This is a genomic window from Terrabacter sp. NPDC080008 (assembly GCF_040702505.1).
GTDB lineage: Bacteria > Actinomycetota > Actinomycetes > Actinomycetales > Dermatophilaceae > Terrabacter.
On the sequence record NZ_JBFBLC010000004.1, the window covers coordinates 198,189 to 212,570 of the forward strand.

11 protein-coding genes are annotated in these 14,382 nt (G+C 73.6%); all 11 read right to left on the minus strand.

The window, feature by feature from the left end; genetic code table 11:
- Positions 1-44: 44 nt before the first annotated feature.
- The 11 genes from AB0316_RS13445 to AB0316_RS13495 all read right to left on the minus strand — a co-directional run bounded on the left by AB0316_RS13445 (position 45) and on the right by AB0316_RS13495 (position 14,374).
- Positions 45-1,001, minus strand: a complete 957-nt coding sequence (locus AB0316_RS13445) for an FHA domain-containing protein (RefSeq protein ID WP_366273520.1) — start codon at positions 999-1,001, stop codon at positions 45-47.
- Positions 998-2,287 (minus strand): VWA domain-containing protein, encoded by a 1,290-nt coding sequence (locus tag AB0316_RS13450; RefSeq protein ID WP_366273521.1) that lies wholly within the window; start codon positions 2,285-2,287, stop codon positions 998-1,000. Before AB0316_RS13450 ends, AB0316_RS13445 begins: the two co-directional genes overlap by 4 nt.
- Positions 2,280-3,620 (minus strand): protein phosphatase 2C domain-containing protein, encoded by a 1,341-nt coding sequence (locus AB0316_RS13455; protein ID WP_366273522.1) that lies wholly within the window; start codon positions 3,618-3,620, stop codon positions 2,280-2,282. The genes AB0316_RS13450 and AB0316_RS13455 overlap by 8 nt, the downstream gene beginning before the upstream one ends.
- On the minus strand, positions 3,617-6,076 hold the full coding sequence (locus AB0316_RS13460; RefSeq protein WP_366273523.1) for a tetratricopeptide repeat protein: 2,460 nt from the start codon (positions 6,074-6,076) through the stop codon (positions 3,617-3,619). The genes AB0316_RS13455 and AB0316_RS13460 overlap by 4 nt, the downstream gene beginning before the upstream one ends.
- Positions 6,073-7,299, minus strand: coding sequence for a hypothetical protein (locus AB0316_RS13465; protein ID WP_366273524.1), 1,227 nt, complete (start codon positions 7,297-7,299; stop codon positions 6,073-6,075). Before AB0316_RS13465 ends, AB0316_RS13460 begins: the two co-directional genes overlap by 4 nt.
- Positions 7,296-8,291, minus strand: coding sequence for a glutamate ABC transporter substrate-binding protein (locus tag AB0316_RS13470; RefSeq protein WP_366273525.1), 996 nt, complete (start codon positions 8,289-8,291; stop codon positions 7,296-7,298). The genes AB0316_RS13465 and AB0316_RS13470 overlap by 4 nt, the downstream gene beginning before the upstream one ends.
- Positions 8,288-9,643 (minus strand): hypothetical protein, encoded by a 1,356-nt coding sequence (locus AB0316_RS13475; RefSeq protein ID WP_366273526.1) that lies wholly within the window; start codon positions 9,641-9,643, stop codon positions 8,288-8,290. Before AB0316_RS13475 ends, AB0316_RS13470 begins: the two co-directional genes overlap by 4 nt.
- Complete coding sequence (locus AB0316_RS13480) at positions 9,640-11,256, minus strand: AAA family ATPase (protein WP_366273527.1); 1,617 nt, start codon at positions 11,254-11,256, stop codon at positions 9,640-9,642. Before AB0316_RS13480 ends, AB0316_RS13475 begins: the two co-directional genes overlap by 4 nt.
- Before the next feature lie 40 nt (positions 11,257-11,296).
- The gene (locus AB0316_RS13485; protein ID WP_366273528.1) at positions 11,297-11,884 is read right to left on the minus strand and encodes a hypothetical protein; all 588 of its coding nucleotides are present in this window, start codon (positions 11,882-11,884) and stop codon (positions 11,297-11,299) included.
- 61 nt (positions 11,885-11,945) lie between these two features.
- Positions 11,946-13,226: a toxic anion resistance protein gene (locus tag AB0316_RS13490; protein WP_366273529.1), complete on the minus strand. Its 1,281-nt coding sequence runs from the start codon at positions 13,224-13,226 to the stop codon at positions 11,946-11,948.
- Positions 13,227-13,594: 368 nt separating this feature from the next.
- A complete protein-coding gene (locus AB0316_RS13495) occupies positions 13,595-14,374 on the minus strand; it encodes a class III extradiol ring-cleavage dioxygenase (protein ID WP_366273530.1) in 780 nt (259 codons plus the stop codon).
- Positions 14,375-14,382: the final 8 nt, after the last annotated feature.

A 14,382-nucleotide genomic window follows, 5' to 3' on the forward strand; every position in this document is an offset into this window, starting at 1 on the left:
CGGTGGAGGGGCCCGGGTCGGGTGGGCACGGGTGCCCCGCGGGGTCAGGCGTAGGCCTCGACCTCGTCGGGGGTGGCTCGCCGCACGACGACGCGCGTCCACGCGCCGACGTAGAGCCGGTCGTCGTCGCCCAGCTCGGTGCGCGGCCCGACCGCGATCGCCGTCTCGGGGAGCGGGCCCGAGGCCGGGCCGACGTAGGTGCCGTTCGAGCTGCCGAGGTCCTCGACGAACCAGCGGGTGCCGTCGGTCGTCAGCTGCGCGTGCCGGCGGCTCACCCCGGGGTCGGACGACAGGTCGATCTCGGGATGGGTGTTCCGGCTCGTCGACACGCGGCCGAGCAGGACGCTCCGGTGGCGCAGCGGCATGATCGTCGGCAGCCCGGGCGAGGGGCACGGATCCTCGGCCTCCTGGGTCTGGTACCAGTCCGGGTCGACCCACACCTCGGCGAGCCACTCGAAGGCGGCGGGCGACTCTCCGCCGGCCTCGCCCTCAGCCGCCCCGGCACCCGGCCCCGCCGCTGTCGCTGACGGGGCGCCGGCGCCCGCAGCGACAGAAGCGGCCGGGACCTCGCCGGAGTCGGCGAACTCGTGGGGCTCGGTGTCGACGAGCTCACCGGGCGTCACGGAGGGGTCGCGGGGCATGGCACCCGTCGTGAAGTCGTAGCCGCAGGCCTCGCAGAAGAGCGCGCCGTCGGGATTCTCGGTGTGGCAGTTGGGGCACTCGAGCGCAGCCGGCGCGCCCGTGGTCTGCGCGGCGCCCGTCGCCGTGCCCGTCTCCGTGCCCGTCGCCGTGCCGGTCGCGGCGCCCCGCTCGTCGGGCCCGAGGTCGAGCGACGACCCCGACGCCGCTGAGGAACCGGCCGGCGAGCCGGCAGCACCCTGACCGCCACCGGTGGCCGATGCGGCGGGGGCGGGCTGGGCGGCCAGGTCGATCGGCGAGCCGCAGGTGTCGCAGTAGTCCTCGGCCTCGGAGACGTGGCCGTTCGGACAGACGGCGCTCATCGGCGCACCCGGCTGGTCTTCGTCGAGGCCGTGTCGAGCGACATCTCGTCGATCTTCGAAGCACCCTTCTTGAGGCGGACGGTGCCGGTGTCGACGTCGTCGATGTCGACGACCTTGCGCAGGCGCGTGGTCATCTCCTCGTTGCCGGTCAGGCCCGCGAGCTGCACGGCCCGCCCGAGCTTGGCGGTGGCGATGTCGTCCTGGCCCGCGGCCTTGGCCGCGAGGCCCTCCTGGATGGTCGTGGCCAGCTCGGCCTGGCCCGTGTAGGCCGCGACGGCCGGGTCGATGCGGGTCGTCAGCGAGTCGTCGTTGCTCCACTTGGCCTTGACCAGGCCCTGGGCGACGGGGTCGCCGCCGAGGGAGAGCTGCACCCGGGCTGCGAGCTGTTCCTGGCCGAGCGTGCGCGCGGGCAGGCGCACGGCGACGTGGTAGTCGCGACTCTCGTCGGACCACGCACCCGTCGGGTAGGCGTTGGTCAGCGGGTTGATCGGCGTTCGCCGGGACGTGAGGTCCTCGAGGGTCGGGGAGACCTGCTTGACGAAGAGCAGCTCGGCGCCCTGCGGCACCCACACCCGAAGCTCGGAGCTCGCGACGCCACGCGACATGGACGCCCGCATCATGGCCTTGAACTCGGCGGCCATCTCCTCGGGGGCCGGGATGAGGTCGACGCTGCCGAGCAGCGTCGAGGCGATGCCGCGCACCTCGTCGACGCGCCACTGGTCACCGACGCCGCGGCAGTCGCACTGGAAGACCCCGACGCAGCTGCGCACCGCGGCCTGCAACGACTGCGGCGTCTCGCCCTCGTTGACGCCGTCGGTGAGCAGGATCGCGTGCCGCTTGGTGACGTGCGGCACCGTCTCGAAGATCTGTCGCGCGAGCGTCAGCCAGGTGCCCATCGCGGTGCCGCCGTTGGCCCGCAGCCCCTCGATGGCACGGTTGGCCTCGCCCCGCGTGTGCGACGACATCGGCACGAGCGCGCCCTGGTGGCTGTAGGGGTAGACGATCTGGGCCGTGCCGTTGCCGGCGACGATCGAGAAGAGGGTGCCGTCGACGATCTCCGCGAGGGCGGCCTTGGCGGCCTCGCCGGCGGCCGAGACGCCGCGGCGGCCCATCGACCCGGAGGTGTCGATGAGGATGACCTCGGCCGCGGAGCCCGGGTCGACGAGGGCGCCGGCCGCGCTCCCGGCGGAGGCGCCGCTCGAGGTGATGCGCACGATGGCGTGCACGTCGGTGCCCCCGTCGGGCAGGAACTCGTTCTGGAACACCTCGGCGGTGAAGTCAGCCATCGGCCCTGTCCCCTTCCACCGGCGCCGTCGTCGCGGCCGGCTCGCTCGTCGTGCTCGATCCTCGTCCAGCCAGTCTGGCGAGGGCAACCGTGATGTTGTCGCGTCCGCCCTGCTCGTTGGCGAAGTCGACGAGTGCCTGCGCCAGCGCGGAGGGGGTCGGGTCGCCGAGGCCGGCCGCGTGCTCGCGCAGCAGGGTGCGCAGCTCGTCGGCCTCCGAGCAGTAGTTCCAGAGACCGTCGGAGCACACGAGCAGCCAGCCGGCGCTCGCCGTCACCGTGGTCAGGTGGGGGGTGAGGTCGTCGGGCGCGTCGCGTCCGAGCCACCGGGTGATCGAGTGCGCGTGCGGGCCGTGCTCGGCCTCGAGCCGCGGGACACCGGCGGCCATCTGCTCCTGCGCGAACGAGTCGTCGCGCCCGAGCTGCAGCGCCGGCTCGTGGTCGGCGTCGGGCAGCCAGTAGATGCGGCTGTCGCCGACGTTGCCCGCGACGATGACGTCGTCCTCGACGACGGCGGCCGCGAAGGTGCACGACGGCGGGTTGGGCACGTCCTCGACCACCGCCGCCATGACGGCCTCGTTGGCGCGCGCGACCGCGGTGGTGAGCGCCCGACCGGCTGCGGCGGCCCAGGCGTCCGGCGTGCCGGCCCCGCGCGGGAACGGCTGGTCGAGCACGGCGCGTGCCTCGGTGGCGGCGGCGAGGGAGGCGATGTGCGAGTCGGAGGCCATCGAGACGCCGTCGCACACGACGAGCACGGCCCGCGAGCCCGGTGCCTCGGTCGCGCTGAGGGACATGGCGTCCTCGTTGCGCGAGTGGCGCCGACCGATGTCGCACACCCCGCCGACCCAGGGGGCCGGGGCCTGCACGAAGTGGTCGCGGGGGTCGGGCGGCGGCGTGCCGCAGTTGTCGCAGTAGCCGTCGACGATGTGGCCCTGGCCGCACGCGTGGCAGGTCGAGTCGTCCTCGGAGGCCGGTACAGCGGATGACGGCACCGCGCCGGTCCAGCCGACGTCGAGGGGCGACTCCTCGCCGGCGGGGGCCGTCTGCGGCGTCGCCGGGGCGACGACCGGCCCGTCGGCGGGGTCGTCAGGCGCCCCGGCGGCCGTCTGGCCCGGGAAGTCGGGGGAGGCGGCATACGCCCGGGTGGTGACGACGAGGTCGGCGCCGCACGCCTCGCAGAAGCTCGAGTCCGCCGGGTTGCCGGTGCCGCACACGGGACACTCCCGTGACGCGCCGTAGCCGCCGCCCGTGGCGGCGTCGTCGGCGTCCGGGGCGCCGGGAGCGTACGTGGAGACGGGAGCGACGGGCGGCTCTCCGGCTGTCGGGAAGTCGGTCACCAGAGGCTCCAGGGGCGGATGGCGTTCGCCTCGTCGACGAGGGGGACGCGGGCTGACAGGTCGGGGGTGCGCCGGGCCAGCTCCCGCAGGGCCTGCTCGAGACCGACGCGCAGGCCGTTGGGAGTGCCCTTGTGCTCGCCGATGCGGATGTCGGCCTTGTTGCCGCTCTTCTGCACCGTCGCGAGCGCCTCACGGTAGATCAGCGTGGTGAGCTCGGCCCTCCGCCGCGCCGACAGCGACGTGTCGTCGAGGGTGCGCAGCGCCTCGGCCAGGTCGGGCAGGCCGCGGTTCGCCCGGGCGAGCAGCTCGGCCAGTCCCGCTCGCGCGGTGCGGTAGGCGCTCGACTGCACCGGGACGAGGCGGTATGCCGCCACGGCGCCGTCGACGTCGGACCGTGCGGCCCGGATGCGGGCGAGTCCGAAGGCCGCCATCGGCACGTAGGTCGCGTCGGTGCGGGCGCACGCGACGTAGAGGTTCTCGGCGACCGCGTCGTCACCGGCCTGCTCGGAGGCGTGCGCGAGCGCCAGCTTGGGGGCCAGCTCGCCGGGGACCTGGCCGTAGACGGCGTTGAAGGCGGCCTGGGCGGCCCGGGCGTCGCCGCGCTCGAGGGCGATCAGGCCCTGGATCCACACGGCGCGCCACTCCCACGGGTCGGACGTCAGCAGGGCGCCCGCGGTCTTCTCGGCGACCTCGCGCCGTCCCGCGTCGAGCGCGGTGCGGGCCAGCTCGAGCAACACCTCGGTGGTGGGCACGGCCGAGCGCTCGAGCGTGGCCAGGCGCTCCTGCGGGGTGCCGGAGACCGTCGTGAGCCACCCGGTCTGCGGGTCGTGCGGGTCGCGGCGCAGCGAGGGCAGGTTGCGCCAGTCGTCCGGGGCAACCCCGGGGGTCGGCACGTCGAAGAGCAGCGAGCTGACCGTCGAGGTGGCCGCGCCGGTGCCGCGGTCGAGGGCCACGACCTCGCGCAGCACCCCGACCATCTGCGAGCGCAGCTCGTCCGCCGAGACGAACCGGTCGTCGCGGTTGGGCGCGCACGCCTTTGCCACGAGCCGGTAGAAGGAGTCGTAGCGCTGGAAGACCGGCACGGTGTCCTGCGCCGGCAGGGTGTTGAGGTAGGTGGTCTGGTAGCCGCGGAACTCCATCGTCAGCACGACGAGGCTGCGACCGATCGTGTAGATGTCGGAGGCGGGGGAGACACCGAGCTCGGCGACCTCGGGTGCCTGGTAGCCGACGGTGCCGAAGATCGCCGAGTCCTCGTCGTCGGCACGGCGCACGCCGCCGAGGTCGATGAGCTTGACCTCGTCGCCGACCTGGATGACGTTGTCGGGCTTGAAGTCACAGAAGACGAGCCCGAGGTCGTGGAGGTACTGGAAGGCCGGGAGGATCTCGAGGATGTAGGCGAGAGCCTGGTCGACGGGCAGCGGGTCGTACTTCCCGGCCGACTGCATGCGCTGTTTGAGGATCGACTTCAGCGACGTGCCGCCGACGTACTCCATGACGATGTAGCCGGCGTCCTCGTGCGTCACGAAGTTGTAGATCTCGACGATGCTCGGGTGCGAGACCTGGGCGAGGAAGCGCTGCTCGGCGATGGCTGCGGCCAGCGCGTCGGGGTCGGCGGAGTTGAGCAGGCCCTTGAGCACGACCCAGCGGTCGGAGACGTTCTTGTCGCGGGCGAGGTAGATCCAGCCCAAGCCGCCGTGGGCGAGGCAGCCGGCCACCTCGTACTGCCCGGCGACGAGGTCGCCCGCCTTGAGCTTGGGGTCGAACGAGAAGGGCTGGCGGCACTTCGGGCAGAAGCCGGTGGTGCGCCCCGGCCGGCCGTCGCGGCTGCGGCCGACCGGCTCGCCGCACTTCGGGCAGAAGCGCTTGCTCTCGGGCACCGTCGGGTTGGTCAGCAGCGCCTTCTCGGCGTCGATCTCCGGGGCGGGTCGCACGGTGGTGATGCCGCCGCCGAGCCGCGCCGCGCGCAGTCGCTGCGAACCCCCGGTGCGGCGCGTGGCGACCGATCCGGACTCGCGGGCCCGTTTGGAGCCCAAGGCCGCCGAGGCCACGTTGCTCGAGGCGGCGGAGCGGGTGGACATCTCGGGGCCGACCCCGGCCGGGGCGCTCGCGGCGCTGCCGTCGGGCGGGGCCTCGGAGGGTCCGGCTGCCTCGGCCGCAGCGGCGTAGGCGGCAGCGCTGAGCTGGTCGGCGGGGGTGCCGCACACGTTGCAGTAGCCGGCCTCGATCGTGCCCGTGCACCCGGGCTGCTGGCACGCGCCGCCCTCGGGGATCGAGGGGCCGGAGGGCGCCGCAGCCGACGGGGCGGCCGCCGAGCCGCCGCCGGCCGTCGCCATGGCCGGGGCCCGGGCCGGGGCCTGGGCCGTGGCCGGCACCGGGTTGGAGCCGGCGGCCATGCCGCACAGGTCGCAGTAGCCGTCGACGATGGTGCCGGTGCAGCCCGGCTGCGTGCAGTTCATGGACGGGGCCTCACGGGTCTGGTGGCGGGCGTGCGCGAGGCGCCGGGCTGGGGGCGCGTCGCGGTGTCGACGTAGGCGGAGAAGGCGGCCGCGAGCGCCCGGGCTCGCGCGATCGGCATCGGCCGGGCGCCCAGGGTCTCGTCGAGGCGGCGGCGCAGCTCGGCGAGGTCCGCCTCCGCCTCCGGGTCGAGCGTGGCCGACGCGGCCATCGCTCCGACGGCACCGACCAGCCCGACGACCTCGTCGCGCTCGGCCAGCCCTCCGGCATACGTCTCGTGGGCGAGGTCGAGCGCGCGGGAGACCCGCTCGAGCCGTGCGCGGTATGCCGTGAGCTCGGCTGCTGCCTGCGGCACCGGTCCCAGCGCCCGGACGTTGGGGATGGCCAGGTGCGGGGCGGGGGTGATGGCCTCGAGGCAGGCGCGCTCGAGGGCGCGGATCGCGGCGGCGCGGGCGTCGAGCTCCTCGACCTGCTGCTGGGTGCGCACCCGGCTGCGGGCGGCGGACGCCCGCTCGGCGGCGGCGACGATCAGGTCGCGCTCGAGCACGGCGACGTCGATCTCGAGGGGGCCGATGATGCCGCCGACGTCGGCGCCGCGGCGGGCGCGCTCGAGGAGGTCCTCCATGCGCCGGTCGAGCCGGGCCAGCTTCTCGGCGGCCTCGTCGCGCTGCGACCCCTCGGGGACCAGCGGCACCTGGTCGCGGGTGCGCTCGAGGCCGGCCCGCACCAGCGTGATGCGCTGGGTGGCCTCGGCCGCCCCCGGGGCGAGGGAGGCCCGGGCCTGGAGCGTGCGGGTCAGCGAGTCGAGCAGGCGGCAGGCCTCGGGCAGGCTGACCGCGAGCGAGCCGCTCGAGGGCAGCGACAGGTGCTCGGTCGTGTTGGAGTCGAGCCGGCCGTGGATGAGGGTGGAGAGGCGCTCGGCCTCCACGGGACCCACCCGGCCGCCGTCGAAGGTGGTCTCGAGCAGGGTGAGCCGGTCGCTGACCGCCTTCCAGAAGGTGAGCGCGACAGTCAGGTCGTTGGTGATCGCCACCTGCTCCGCGGGCGAGAGCTTGAGCACCGCGCGGTCGACCTCGCCGAGGTCCGCCCGGCGCTGCGCGACCCACTCGCGCAGCGCGAACAGGTAGGTCTGGGCCTCCGCCGCCTGGACCGGCACCCCGAGGCGGCCGGGGGCCGTCGGGGCGACGGTGCCCGGCTCGGGAAGGCCCTGGGCGACGGCGCTCATCGGCCGTAGACCGGGCTCGGCGGGGCCGGTGCCGGGCCCAGCTGGCCGGCCAGCCAGCGGTTGTAGATCGACTTCCACCCACCGCTGGACTCGAGGTCGGCGATGACCCGGTTGACGTAGCGGGCGAGGTAGACGTCGGCCTTGTTGAGGCCGAGCCCGTAGGGCTCCACGGTGATCGCCTTGGCGTTCGTCACCACGGTGTTGGGGTCCTGGGCGGCGAGGCCGGCCAGCACGGTGTCGTCGCCGGTGATGGCGTCGGCCTTGCCCTGCTGGAGCAGGACGAGGCAGGCGGTGTGCGTCGGCGCCGTGACGACGACCGGCCCCTTCACCTGCTCGAGCTTGGTCAGGGACGTGGTGGCGGTGGGCGCGCAGACGCGCTTGCCCTTGAGGTCGGCCAGCGTGAGGTTCGCGGCGTCGGGCAGGGCCTTGCTGACGAGGACCTTCTGGCCGGAGCGGTAGTACTCGGCCGAGAAGGCGATCTTCTGCCACCGGTCGCACGTCATCGACATGTTGCGGGCCACCATGTCGACGGCGCGCGACTCGAGCAGCGGCAGGCGGTCCTTGGCCGTGATGACCCGCAGCTGGACCTTGTTCGGGTCGCCGAAGATCGCCTTGGCCACGGCACGCGCCATGTCGATGTCGAAGCCGGTGATGCCGCCGGTGAAGGGGTCGCGGGCCCCGAAGAGGTAGGTGTCGGCCGAGACGCCGACGACGAGGTGGCCGCGCTTGATGATCTCGCGCATCGTCGGGTCGGTGATCTGGTCGCGGCTGGGCAGGCTCGACAGCGGCGTGTAGGACTGGGTGGCGTTGCTGCACGTCTCGGCCGGCGCCGGGGGCACGCTGGTGGACCCGGACGCCGACGAGCCGGAGGGCGTGGCTGGGAAGGGTGTCTCGGCATACGTCACGCCGGTGCACCCGGCCAGGGCAGCGAGGGCAGCCGCAGCGGCCAGGGCGCCCAGGCGCCGGCGCAGGGTTGCGGTGAGCGCGTTCATCGGTACTCCTCCAGGCGCTGGCCGATGCCCCGCACGATGAGCCAGGAGGCCACGAGCCCGGCCAGTCCGACCAGGACGGCCACGAGGGTGGCGCTGCCCCCGACGTCCTGCAGCGTCGTGACGGTGTCCTTGCGGGCGTCGTCACGGGCCTGCGTGACGGTGTCGTCGAAGGTGGTGAACGCCTCGGCGCCGCCGTCGGTGGTGCTGGTCGAGAGCTTGACCGCGTCGTCCCAGCGGCCGCTGTCGTCGAGCGAGCGCACCTTGACGTGCGCGTCGGTGTAGGCCTTCCACTGCTGCTGCAGGTCACTGGAGGCCCCGACACGGTCGAGGGCGTCGTCGACCGTGGCTCGGTCCGCGGACCACGCCTTCTCGTTGGCCGCGCCGGAACCGCGCTGGATCAGCGTCAGGCTCTCGTTGGCACGCGCGTCGTTGGCGGCCGTCGTGACGTCGGCGAGGGCGACCGCACGCTGGTAGGACCCCGACGACACCTGCGAGGTGGCCGACGCGATCCCGCTGATCTGGCTCGCGGCCACGAACAGCGCGACGAGCAGAAGCGCGATGGCGCCGGTCAGCGAGGCGTTGAGGTAGCGGTGCGTGCGCCGGGCCAGCCAGACCGCCAGGGCCACCAGGCCCGCGAGGCAGAGCACGCCGACGAGCAGCTGGAGCCTCGAGTTGCTGCGGTCGAACTCCGTGCTCGACCGCTCCTCGTTGGCCTGGACGATCTTCTCGACGATCGGGATGGCATCGGCGCGCAACCCTGCGCTGGCCTGGGTGAGGTACTGCGCGCCGACCGGCAGGCCGAGCCGGTTGTTGGCGCGGGCCTGCTCGACGAGGGCGGCATACGTCTGCACGCGGTCGGCGAGGGCCCCGAGTGCCTTGCCGTCGGCCGGCTGCGCGGCCGCGGCCTCGGCGATCCCCGACGCGACCCGGGCCATCGCGGCCTGGTAGCCGGCGCGCGACTCCGTGGTCTCGAGACCGCCCACGAGGAAGGCGTTGGTCGCGACCGCGTCGGCACGGAGCAGGTCGACGTGGATCGACTGCGCGCGGACGACCTGCTCGGTGTTGTTGGCGGCGCGCTCGACGGCGGCGTGCGAGGCCACGAGGGCGTTGGCGCTGATCGCGCCGAGCAGGACGGCGGCGATGACGCCGAGGAGGCCGAAGAGGCGCATCCGCCCCGGCGTGCCGTGCAGGAGCCGGTCCGCGACGCTGCGCACGGTGGGGATGCTGCCCGCGATGGTGCGCGGCGCCTGCCCCGCGGACTGGCCCGAGGCCTGACCGGACGGCTGGCCGGCCGGGCGCCCGGACGACCCGCGCGCCGGGACGGCGACCGGGATGTTGGTCGGTGCGCTCATGCGGGGTCCTCGGGCTCGGTCGGTCGGGTCTCGTGCTGCTCCTTCGAGACTCCCTCACCGGAGACCGCCCCACCATCGGGTTCGACCCTGACCGGTGCCGGATCTGCCCCGGTCAGGGCATCGGGGTCCGACTCGTCCCGGTGCCCCTGCTCGTCCTCCTGCGGTGAGTCGGGCTGCTCGACGAGGTCGTCTGCTGTCAGTAGACGCAGCTCGTCGCGGGTCGGCTCCTTCGCGTCGCGCAGGCGCCAGGCGTGACGGCCCACGGCCTGCTCGAAGAGGTTGCGCGCGAAGCGGCCGTTGCCGAACGACGGGCCCCGCGGCGTCGCCTCGAGCAGGTGGCCCACCCGCCGACGGGCGTCGTCGGTCAGCTCGTAGTCGCTGCCCTCGGCGATGGAGTCGAGGATGTGCAGCAGCTCCTCGTCGGAGTAGTCGTCGAACTCGATCGTGGTGGTGAACCGGCTCGCGAGGCCCGGGTTCTGCGCGATGAAGGCCACCATCGGCTCGGGGTAGCCGGCCACGATGACGACGAGGTCCTCGCGGTGGTCCTCCATCTCCTTGACGAGGGTGTTGACGGCCTCCTGGGCGTACTGGTCACCCATGAGCGCGTAGGCCTCGTCGATGAAGAGCACCCCGCCGGTCGCCTTGGCGCAGACCTCGGCCGTCTTCATCGCGGTCTGCCCGACGTAGCCGGCGACGAGCTCGCTCCGGTCGACCTCGACGAGCTGGCCCCGTGGCAGCAGCCCGAGCGCCCGGTAGATGCCGCCGACGAGACGGGCGACCGTGGTCTTGCCGGTGCCGGGGTTGCCGACGAAGATCAGGTGCCGGCTCATCTTGGGAGCCTTGAGCCCGGCCTCGGTGCGCAGCTTCTCGACGGTCAGCAGGGCCACCTGGCGGTGGATCTCCTTCTTGACCCGTTCGAGCCCGATCATCCCGTCGAGCTCGGCGAGCAGCTCCTCCACCGACCGCTCGGGCTCGGCCGGCGCCTCCGGCTGGGCCGGTGGCTGGGCAGCCGCGGCCGTGGCCGCAGCGCCACCGGCCGACCCGTCTGCCGGGGGGTGTTGCGGCGCAAAGTGATCCGCCGGGACGGGGGTCATCGGGCCGGGGATCGTGGGTCGCATCGTGTCGGGGGAGCCGAGCCCCAGGCCGGGTATGCCGGCGGGCGCGTCCCCGGGGTGGGCTGGGACGGCGCGCGACGGCATACGTGCTGCGGCGAGGTAGGCGCCCGAGGCGGCGGAGGCGTTCGCGATGACCCAGATCGGCGCCGTGCCGAGCATGACGGCGGAGGAAGCGACCTCGGTCAGGGCCTCGGCGTACTCGAGGGCCAGGGAGCTCTGCGCGTCGACGAGTGACTGCAGCAGGTCCGTCGGGGCGCCGCGCCACCGGCGGCCGCTGGAGGCGGCGTCGAAGAACGCCTCGTTGATGCGGCCGAGGTCGGTCAGCCCCGGGAGGGCGACCTCGGCCCACGCGGGTGCCGCTCCCGGCACCGCCTCGGCGAGCGCGGCCGCCACGCGCAGGCCTTCGTCACGGGCGGTGGCGGAGTCGAGGCCGGCCTCGGCGGCCACGTCGGTCAGCTGCTCGAGGCTCTCGGCGAGACGGGTCCCCACCGTGGTCATGCGTCTGCCTCCCAGCTCGTTCCGGCGCTCATTCCGGCGCTCATTCCGGCGGTGCCAGCGGTGCGGGCGAGGTGGAGCCGCCCGGGGCGGCACCCGTCGCGGGCGGCGGGGGCACGCGGACCGGGTCGGGGCCCAGGCCCAGCACCCCTCCGGCGGAGGCGGGCCCGAACTTCTCCTCGAGGAACGCGCCGTGCACGATGATCGCCTCGGCGTCGGCGCGGTTGACCGCGTCGTAGACCTTGTCCATCGTCGTGCCGAGCAGGTCGAGCTGGTCGACGAGGAGCATGACCGAGCTCTTGCCGGCCGCGATCGGGCGGGTGTCGGCCCAGTCGCGCGGCAGGCGCAGGTAGTTGCCGATCGCCACGGGCAGGTAGTCGGTCACGGTCGCCATGACGCTGTAGCCCTGGGTGCTGCCCAGGCCGAGGTTGGCCAGCCGCGGCAGGGTCTGACGCACGATCCGCGTCACCCGCAGCAGGCGCGAGAGGACGACGCCGGGCACCTTGCCGTCACGGGCCTGCTGCTCGATCGCGTCGAGCGCCCCCAGCAGCTGCTCGGTGGTGGGCGGTCCCGAGCGCACCGGCTCGGGTGCTTCGGGCCGGTCCAACCCGAACCACGACCGGATTCCCACTGCGTCTGTCCCCTTCGGTTCCTCGTGCTCCTCGTGCCTGCACCATCGCGAAGCGCTCCGCTCAGCGACCCGACCCGAGGTCGAGCAGGCCCGGCGCGACGTTGTCGGCGCGGCGCTCGTCCTGCTTGGCCACGCGGTCGAGGTAGGAGCGCGACTTCGCGACCTCGGTCTCGAGCGTGCCGATCGTCGCGGCCATGGTGTCCAGCGCCCGGACCTTGAACTGGTCGATCGCGTCCATCGTCTCGTAGATGTTGGCGAAGGCCTTCTGCAACGACTCGATCGAGAGGGTCGAGCTCGCCGACTGCTCCTGGATGCGGGCGGAGTTCTGCTTGAGGGCCTCGGAGGTGCGCTCGATGATGCCCGACGTCGTCGTGTTCAGGGCCGTGATCTGGTCGAGCACGAGCTGCTGGTTGTTCAGCGCCTGGGCGACGATGACGGCGGTGCGCAGGGCCGAGACCGTGGTGGTCGTCGCGCGGTCGACGCCCTTGATGAGCTCGATGTTGTTCTTGATGATGATGTCGATCGCGAGGTAGTTCTGGATCGACACGGCCAGCTGGGTCAGCAGGTCCTGGTGCTTCTGGCGCACGTAGAAGAGCACGTCCTCGCGCAGCGCCTTGGCCCGCTCCGGGTCGCTCACCTCGTACGTCGCGACCTGGGCGGCCAGACGCGCGTCGAGCCGCTCGGCGACGTAGACGTACTGGTTGAGCCGGCCCATCGACTGCCAGAGGTTCTTCTTCTCGAGGTTGAGCGCGACGTTGTCCTTGACGAGCTCGTCCTGGCCGGACTGCAGCGAGTGCAGGATGCCGTTGAGGTGGCTCTGGGCGGACTGGTACTTGCGGAAGTAGTCGGTGACGCGGTCGCCGAAGGGGATCATGCCGAGGAACTTCTTCGGCCCCTGGGCCTGGCCCGGGTCCAGGTCCTCGACGGTGCGGCGCAGGTCGAGGAGCGTCTGGCCGACCTTGGAGTTTCCCGACAGCCCGCCCTCGTTGAGCGCCTTGACGGGCATCTGGAGCATGCGGTTGGACGACTCGGCGGCGAAGCGCACCTCGTCGTTGCCCATGCTGCGCACGTCGGCGGCCTTGACCTCCCACTCGGGGGAGCGGGCGGCGACCTTGGTCAGCGAGTCGAGGTAGGTGTCGACCTTGGCGTCGAGGCCGGGCAGGGCGGCCTCGGGGACGGCCGGGGCCATCTTCGGGGCGGCCGTCTCGGCGACGGGGGACGTCGGCGCCGGCGCGGTGAGCACGAAGGCCTCGGCGGCCGGCGGCTCGAGGGGCGCGACCTGGGCCGGCGCGGCGGCCTGGGCGGCGGAGGTCGCCTGCTGGGCGGCGGGCTGGTCAGTCATGGTGGAGCGCGTCCTTCCCTCGCGTGCCGGCCGCGTCGGTGACGCGCCCGAAGTCCCTCGCCCGGCGGCGGGCCGAGGTGGTGGCGTGAGCGGAAGCCACCGCTGCACGACACGCACCGGCGGCGCGATCGTCGGGCGTACGGCCACTCTACGTGCCGCCCGCCTGCGACGGGTGGGCGTTGTCGGCGGTTCCGTCGTGCGGCCCGGGTGGGCCGGTGACCTCCTTCCGGACACCCGGTGGAAGGGGCGGCCGCGACTCGGAGTCAGGGGAGGATCCGAGCCGCGGCCGCGTTCGTGGGGCGCCCACACCCGGTCAACGGAGGGCGCCGCGGGCGGGTTCCCGCACCCGCTGGATTCTGGGCGGGCGTTCAGCCGAACTGCCAGGAACGCTTGCTCAGGCCGAACCAGAAGCCGTCGATGACGCTCTGGTTGTCGAGCCCGGCCGACTCGTAGGCGGCGCCGAGCGTGACGAACAGCGGGGCGAAGTGCTCGGTGCGCGGGTGCGCCTCGTGGGCGGCGGGGGCCTTGTCGAGGAAGTCGAGCAGGCTGTCGACGTCCTGGGCGCGCATCGCCTCCTGCGCCCAGTGGTCGAACTCGGCGCTCGCCCTCGGGGGCAGGGCGTCGGCGCCGGCGCGCGGGTTGAACCAGCGCAGGTTGTGCGTGGTGAAGCCCGAGCCGACGATCATCGTGCCCTGCTCGGGCAGCGGCGCGAGCTGCCGGCCGAGCTCGAAGAGGCCGCGCGGGTCGAGCGTCGGCATCGACATCTGCAGCACCGGCACGTCGGCCTCGGGGAACATCTCCTTGAGCGGCACGTAGGCGCCGTGGTCGAGCCCCCGGTTCTCGTCGCGGTGGACCGAGTGACCGGGCCGCGTGAGCAGCCGGGTCACCTCGTCGGCCAGAGCGGGCGCGGCGGGGGCGTCGTAGGTGACGTCGTAGTACTTCTGCGGGAAGCCCCAGAAGTCGTACGTCAGGGGCGCACCGGTCGTCGAGCCGAGCGTGGTGGGTGCGTCCTCCCAGTGGGCCGAGACGATGAGGACGTCCTTCGGCCGGGGCAGGGCGTCCGACCACTCGGCGAGCTGCGCCGTCCAGCGCTCGTCGTCCGCGAGGGGCGGGGCGCCGTGGCTGAGGTAGAGCACCGGGGCTGACATGACGGTTC

Bases quoted from the DNA above. Each gene is read 5' to 3' on its own strand.
- AB0316_RS13445 (WP_366273520.1), bottom strand. From the start codon at position 1,001: ATGAGCGCCGTCTGTCCGAACGGCCACGTCTCCGAGGCCGAGGACTAC.
- AB0316_RS13450 (WP_366273521.1), bottom strand. From the start codon at position 2,287: ATGGCTGACTTCACCGCCGAGGTGTTCCAGAACGAGTTCCTGCCCGAC.
- AB0316_RS13460 (WP_366273523.1), bottom strand. From the start codon at position 6,076: ATGAACTGCACGCAGCCGGGCTGCACCGGCACCATCGTCGACGGCTAC.
- AB0316_RS13465 (WP_366273524.1), bottom strand. From the start codon at position 7,299: ATGAGCGCCGTCGCCCAGGGCCTTCCCGAGCCGGGCACCGTCGCCCCG.
- AB0316_RS13470 (WP_366273525.1), bottom strand. From the start codon at position 8,291: ATGAACGCGCTCACCGCAACCCTGCGCCGGCGCCTGGGCGCCCTGGCC.
- AB0316_RS13475 (WP_366273526.1), bottom strand. From the start codon at position 9,643: ATGAGCGCACCGACCAACATCCCGGTCGCCGTCCCGGCGCGCGGGTCG.
- AB0316_RS13480 (WP_366273527.1), bottom strand. From the start codon at position 11,256: ATGACCACGGTGGGGACCCGTCTCGCCGAGAGCCTCGAGCAGCTGACC.
- AB0316_RS13490 (WP_366273529.1), bottom strand. From the start codon at position 13,226: ATGACTGACCAGCCCGCCGCCCAGCAGGCGACCTCCGCCGCCCAGGCC.
- AB0316_RS13495 (WP_366273530.1), bottom strand. From the start codon at position 14,374: ATGTCAGCCCCGGTGCTCTACCTCAGCCACGGCGCCCCGCCCCTCGCG.